This is a genomic window from Serratia sp. (in: enterobacteria) (genome assembly GCF_046715635.1).
Lineage (GTDB): Bacteria > Pseudomonadota > Gammaproteobacteria > Enterobacterales > Enterobacteriaceae > Chania.
In genome coordinates, this window is sequence record NZ_JBKJYW010000488.1 from 1 (window position 1) to 6,023 (window position 6,023).

Genomic DNA, 6,023 nt, shown 5'->3' on the forward strand with positions numbered 1-6,023 from the left:
TTTATATGGACTTGAATAATCGCCTTACCGAAGATGAAACGCTGGAACAAGCCTACGACATCTTCCTTGAGCTGGCTGGCGACAATCTGGATCCCGCGGATATTTTGCTGTTCAATTTACAGTTTGAAGAGCGCGGTGGTGCCGAGCTGTACGATCCGGCAGAGGACTGGCAGGAACACGTGGATTACGATCTGAATCCGGACTTCTTTGCCGAGGTGGTGATCGGCCTGGCGGACAGCGATGGCGAGCCTATCAACGATGTCTTTGCCCGCGTACTGATCTGCCGCGAGAAAGATAACAAGCTGTGCCACATTTTATGGAAAGAATAAGCCGGTTAACGGTATAAAAAAACCTGCCCAATGGCAGGTTTTTTATTATAAATCAGCCCATTACAACGGATCAACCTTCAGGCACGATACCGCATGGCGGAAGCTGCCTTCCAGCAATGGGCGCGTTATGGCGCATTCCGGCCCCGCAATCGGGCAACGGGTGCGGAACACACAGCCCGAAGGCGGATTGATTGGTGATGGCAGCTCCCCTTCCAGCAGTTGGATCTGCTTTTCCTTCTCCTTGTCAGGATCCGGCACCGGAACCGCCGACATCAGAGCCTTGGTATAAGGATGCTGCGGGTTATGATAGACCTCATCATAGGTTCCCAACTCCACCGCATGGCCCAGATACATTACCAGCACCCGATCGGAAATGTGTTTAACCACCGCCAGATCGTGGGCGATAAAGATTAGCGATAACCCCATCTCGCGCTGCAATTGCTGCAACAGATTCACTACCTGCGCCTGAATAGACACGTCCAAGGCGGAGACCGGCTCATCACAAATCACCAGTTTCGGCTCCAGGATCAAGGCCCGGGCAATACCGATACGCTGGCACTGCCCGCCGGAGAATTCATGCGGATAACGGTTGATCAGGTTCGGCAACAGGCCCACCTTCAACATCATCGCTTTGACCTTATCCTTCACTTCCTGACGCGGCATTTTCGGGTTATAGGTACGCAGCGGTTCGGCGATGATCTCACCGATAGTCATACGCGGGTTCAGCGAGGCCAGCGGATCCTGGAAAATCATCTGAATATCGCTGCGCGTCTTGCGCCAATCGGCATCGCTCATGCCCAGCAGATCTTTGCCCAGCCAGGCAACGCGGCCACTGGTCGCCTTCACCAGGCCGATAATTGCCCGTGCGAAAGTGGATTTACCGCAGCCTGACTCCCCTACCACCCCTAGCGTTTCGCCTTCAAACAGACGGACAGTGACACCATCCACCGCCTTCAGCGTTTTAGGTGCCTGCCAGAACCACTGCTTGTCATCATGAATATCGAAGTGAACTTTCAGGTCTGTGACTTCCAGCAGCACTCTTTTATCGGTTGCGGTCATACCAACGCCTCCACCGGCTTGAAACAGGCGCGCAGGCGCCCCTCACCAAACTGCTCCAATGGCGGAGCACTCGCGCACTGCTCCATCGCATACGGACAACGCGGTTGGAACGGACAGCCCTTTGGCAAACGCAGCAGGTTCGGTGGGTTACCAGGGATGGTCATCAACGCTTCACCTTCGGCATCCAGACGCGGCACCGCATTGAGCAGGCCGATGGAATACGGGTGGCTCGGATGATAAAACACATCGCGGGCACTGCCGTATTCCATGGTGCGGCCAGCATACATCACCAATACCTTGTTACAGATCCCGGCAACCACGCCCAAATCATGGGTGATCATGATGATCGCCGTATTGAATTCACGCTTCAGTTCGTTAAGCAGCGTCATGATCTGTGCCTGCACGGTAACGTCCAGCGCGGTGGTTGGCTCATCGGCAATCAGCAGCTTTGGCCGACACAGCAACGCCATGGCGATCATCACGCGCTGGCGCATCCCGCCAGAGAACTCATGCGGATACATCCGCATACGCTTGCGAGCTTCCGGCATTTTGACCGCATCCAGCATGCGCACCGACTCTTCAAACGCCTCGCTTTTGCTCATTTTTTTATGCAGCATCAGCACTTCCATCAACTGCTCGCCAACCCGCATATAAGGGTTCAACGAGGTCATTGGGTCCTGGAAGATCATCGAGATTTCTTCGGCCCGCAGCTTGTTGAGTTGGCTTTCTGGCAGGTTGAGAATTTCACGGCCGTTGAATTTTGCCGAGCCGCCAATGCGGCCATTGCTGGCCAGCAAGCCCATCAATGCAAATGCCGTCTGTGACTTGCCGGATCCCGATTCCCCAACGATGCCCAAGGTTTCACCCGCACGCAGATCGAAGTTGAGATCGTTCACCGCGGTAACATCGCCGTCTGGCGTACCGAACGTCACACGCAGATCTTTGACGTCCAGCAACAGTCCGTTTTGTGGTTGAGAATTAATGCTCATGGTTGCACTCCTTAACGATCTTTCGGGTCGAGGGCATCACGCAGGCCATCGCCGATAAAGTTGAAACAAAATAGAGTGATAACCAGGAAACAGGCCGGAAACAGCAGCAACCACGGTGAAACTTCCATCGAGTTGGCCCCATCGCTCAGCAATGCGCCCCAACTGCTCAGCGGCTCCTGAGTGCCTAGCCCCAGGAAGCTGAGGAAGGATTCAAACAGGATCATGCTCGGCACCAGCAGCGAGGCGTATACCACTACCACGCCCAGTACGTTCGGCACGATATGCCGCAGGACGATATTACGGGTCGACACGCCGCATACCAGCGCCGCTTCGATAAACTCTTTACGTTTAAGGCTGAGCGTCTGCCCGCGCACAATACGCGCCATATCCAGCCACGACACCATGCCGATCGCCACAAAGATCAGCAGGATGTTTTGCCCGAAGAAGGTCACCAGCAGGATCACAAAGAACATGAACGGGAAGGAGTTGAGGATCTCCAGCAAACGCATCATCACCGAGTCGGTTTTACCGCCCAGATAGCCAGAAAGTGAACCGTACAAGGTGCCCAATACCACGGCCACCAGCGCCGCAGCGACCCCCACCATCAGCGAGATACGCCCACCAATGGCCACACGCACCAGCAGGTCACGCCCTGAGGAGTCGGTACCGAAATAGTGCCCGGACTCCAGGTTAGGCGCGGCGGACATCATTGCCCAATCGGTGTCATCATAAGCAAACTGCGACAGCCAGGGGGCACAGATCACAAACAGGGTGATCAGCGCTAACACAAACAGGCTGGTCACCGCCGCACGGTTGTGCATAAAGCGGCGGCGAGCGTCCTGCCACAGACTACGCCCTTCAACTTCCAGCTTTTCGCTGAAGTTTTCCAGAGCTTCGCTGTTCTTTTTCGTCAACATCTTGCGTGCTCCAGCTTAGTAACGGATTTTCGGATCGATCACGGCATACAGTACGTCGACGATCGCGTTAAACAGGATGGTCAAACCGCCGACCAGAATGGTCAGGCTCAACACCAGTGAATAGTCTCGGTTCAGTGCGCCGTTAACGAACAACTGGCCAATTCCTGGCAGGCCGTAAATAGTCTCAATCACCATCGAGCCGGTGATAATCCCAACAAACGCTGGCCCCATATACGACAGCACCGGCAGCAACGCAGGCTTTAATGCGTGGCGCAGAATAATGCGGCGCATCGGCAACCCTTTGGCGCGCGCGGTACGGATAAAGTTGGAGTGCAGCACCTCAATCATCGAGCCACGGGTGATACGGGCGATGCTGGCGATATAAGCCAAAGACAGCGCCACCATCGGCAGGATCATGAACTTCAGCGCCCCACCGTTCCAGCCACCACCGGGCAACCACTTCAAGGTGATAGCGAAAATCAGCACCAATAAAGGGGCGACAACAAAGCTGGGGATCACCACACCGGTCATGGCGAACCCCATCACCGTATAGTCCCACTTGGTGTTCTGATTCAACGCGGCAATAACCCCTGCGCTCACTCCCAGCACCACCGCCAGAACAAAAGCGGCAAAACCCAGCTTGGCTGAAACGGGGAACGAGGCCTTGACCAGGTCATTAACCGAATAATCTTTGTATTTGAATGAAGGGCCAAAATCGCCCTGCGACAGCTGCACCAAATAGTGCCCGTACTGCTTCCAGATCGGATCGTTAAGGTGATATTTGGCTTCAATGTTGGCCAACACTTCGGGTGGCAGCGCGCGCTCACCGGTAAACGGGCTGCCGGGTGCGAGGCGCATCATAAAGAAAGAGATGGTGATAAGGATAAATAGTGTCGGGATCGCCTCTAACAAGCGACGAAAGATAAATTTAAGCATTGCCCTAGCCCTGTGCTTCAGCCTGATAACGGCTTATAGTCGTAAAATGGGCTGGTGACCTGTGCCACCAGCCCTTGCCGCATCAATGTTTGATGATGTACAGGTTTTTGTCGTAAACGTTATCCAGTGGATCTTTGCCAGAGTAACCACCCACGTAAGGTTTCACCAGACGGGCATTCACGTAATAGTACACAGGCACGATCGCAGAGTCTTTATCCAGCTGGACTTCAGCTTTCTGATACAGGTCGGCACGCTCTTCTTTGGTTTTCGCCGTCAACACGTTGTCCATCAACTTGTCGAATTCGGCGCTCTTATAGTGCGGGGTGTTACTGCTGCTGTCGGACAGCATCATATTCAGGAAGGAGCTTGGTTCGTTGTAGTCAGCACACCAGGCAGCACGTGACACGTCATAGGTGCCCTGATGGCGGGTATCGAGGAAGGTTTTCCACTCCTGGTTCACCAGCTTCACGTCCACACCCAGGTTTTTCTTCCAGATAGACGCAGCGGCAATGGCCAGTTTCTTGTGCAGATCGGAGGTGTTGTACAGCAGCGAGAAGGTCAGCGGTTTACCTGGGCCATAACCGGCTTCGGCCAGCAGTTTTTTGGCTTCTTCGTTACGCTTGTCCTGTGTCCAACCAAACCATTCTGGCGGGGTCAACTTGGCACCGTCTGTGTAAGGAGGAGTAAAGCCATAAGCTGGCAGATCACCCTGGTTTTTCACCTTATTGACGATAATGTCGCGATCCATTCCCAACTTCAGTGCTTCACGCACGCGAGCATCGGTAAATGGTGCCTTCTGGTTGTTGATTTCATAATAATAAGTACACAGGTAAGGGTCGACGTGCACTTCGTTCGGGATCTCTTTTTTCAGCTTCTGGAACAGTTCGATCGGCATGTTGTTATAGGTCATGTCGATTTCGCCGGTACGATAGCGGTTAACGTCGGTGACTTCTGAAGCGATCGGCAGGAAGGTGACTTTATTAATGATAGTTTTCGCATTATCCCAGTATTGCGGGTTACGTTCCAGCACGATACGTTCGTTAACTACCCAGTCTTTCAGCTTGTATGCGCCGTTGCTGACGTAGTTCTGTGGCAAGGTCCACTTCTCACCAAACTTCTCTACCGCTTCTTTATTCACCGGCTTCATAGCATAGTGCGGAGTCATTTCTACCAGATACGGCACCGGTTCGGTCAGCGTCACCTGGAAGGTATGATCGTCGATGGCCTTCACGCCCAGCGTCGATTTGTCTTTTTTACCGGCGATGATGTCATCTACGTTTTCCACGTGGGCATACTGCAGATAGCTGGCATAAGGAGAAGCCGTTTTCGGGTCGACCAAACGCTGCCAGCTATACACGAAATCTTGTGCCGTCACCGGCTCACCGTTCGACCATTTGGCGTCTTTGCGCAGGTGGAAGGTCCACACTTTAAAATCTTTGTTATCCCAACTTTCTGCGACACCCGGCACCACTGAACCGTCCAGGCTGTTATTCGCCAGACCTTCAATCAGATCGCGAGTGACGTTGTTTTCAGGCACGCCTTCGATCTTGTGCGGGTCAAGGGATTGTACTTCGGAACCGTTGTTCTTGACGATTTCCTGCTTGTCTGCCAGCTGTACGCCCGCTGGCACATCGGCCGCAAAAGCAGTTCCTGCCGCCGTAAAGCCTAGCGCCGCAATAATGCCTGCTGCCAGCAGGGACTTCTTCGTGATGTTGGTCATGTGTATAAACTCCAGTTTTTATTATCACAACTCCGTCGTGGGAGCTGCGTAGCCCGTTAACCGGGTGGTTGTT

The 6,023-nt window shown here is 53.7% G+C and carries 6 protein-coding genes; 1 reads left to right on the top strand and 5 read right to left on the bottom strand.

Features of this window, described 5'->3' with window-relative positions; genetic code table 11:
* The first annotated feature begins 5 nt into the window (after positions 1-5).
* The gene (locus ACLQ7H_RS24910; RefSeq protein WP_021181235.1) at positions 6-329 is read left to right on the top strand and encodes an HI1450 family dsDNA-mimic protein; all 324 of its coding nucleotides are present in this window, start codon (positions 6-8) and stop codon (positions 327-329) included.
* 60 nt (positions 330-389) lie between these two features.
* Here the strand turns inward: ACLQ7H_RS24910 and oppF are convergent, their stop codons facing one another.
* The 5 genes from oppF to oppA all read right to left on the bottom strand — a co-directional run bounded on the left by oppF (position 390) and on the right by oppA (position 5,950).
* Positions 390-1,388, bottom strand: coding sequence for a murein tripeptide/oligopeptide ABC transporter ATP binding protein OppF (oppF, locus tag ACLQ7H_RS24915; protein ID WP_411754981.1), 999 nt, complete (start codon positions 1,386-1,388; stop codon positions 390-392).
* Positions 1,385-2,377 carry an ABC transporter ATP-binding protein gene (locus ACLQ7H_RS24920; protein ID WP_065685690.1) on the bottom strand — a complete coding sequence of 331 codons (993 nt, stop codon included), beginning with the start codon at positions 2,375-2,377 and terminating at the stop codon, positions 1,385-1,387. The genes oppF and ACLQ7H_RS24920 overlap by 4 nt, the downstream gene beginning before the upstream one ends.
* A gap of 11 nt (positions 2,378-2,388) precedes the next feature.
* The gene (oppC, locus tag ACLQ7H_RS24925) at positions 2,389-3,294 is read right to left on the bottom strand and encodes an oligopeptide ABC transporter permease OppC (protein WP_025119243.1); all 906 of its coding nucleotides are present in this window, start codon (positions 3,292-3,294) and stop codon (positions 2,389-2,391) included.
* 15 nt (positions 3,295-3,309) lie between these two features.
* Positions 3,310-4,230, bottom strand: a complete 921-nt coding sequence (oppB, locus tag ACLQ7H_RS24930) for an oligopeptide ABC transporter permease OppB (RefSeq protein ID WP_021181231.1) — start codon at positions 4,228-4,230, stop codon at positions 3,310-3,312.
* A gap of 82 nt (positions 4,231-4,312) precedes the next feature.
* Positions 4,313-5,950: an oligopeptide ABC transporter substrate-binding protein OppA gene (oppA, locus tag ACLQ7H_RS24935; RefSeq protein ID WP_411754982.1), complete on the bottom strand. Its 1,638-nt coding sequence runs from the start codon at positions 5,948-5,950 to the stop codon at positions 4,313-4,315.
* Between the last annotated feature and the right edge of the window lie 73 nt (positions 5,951-6,023).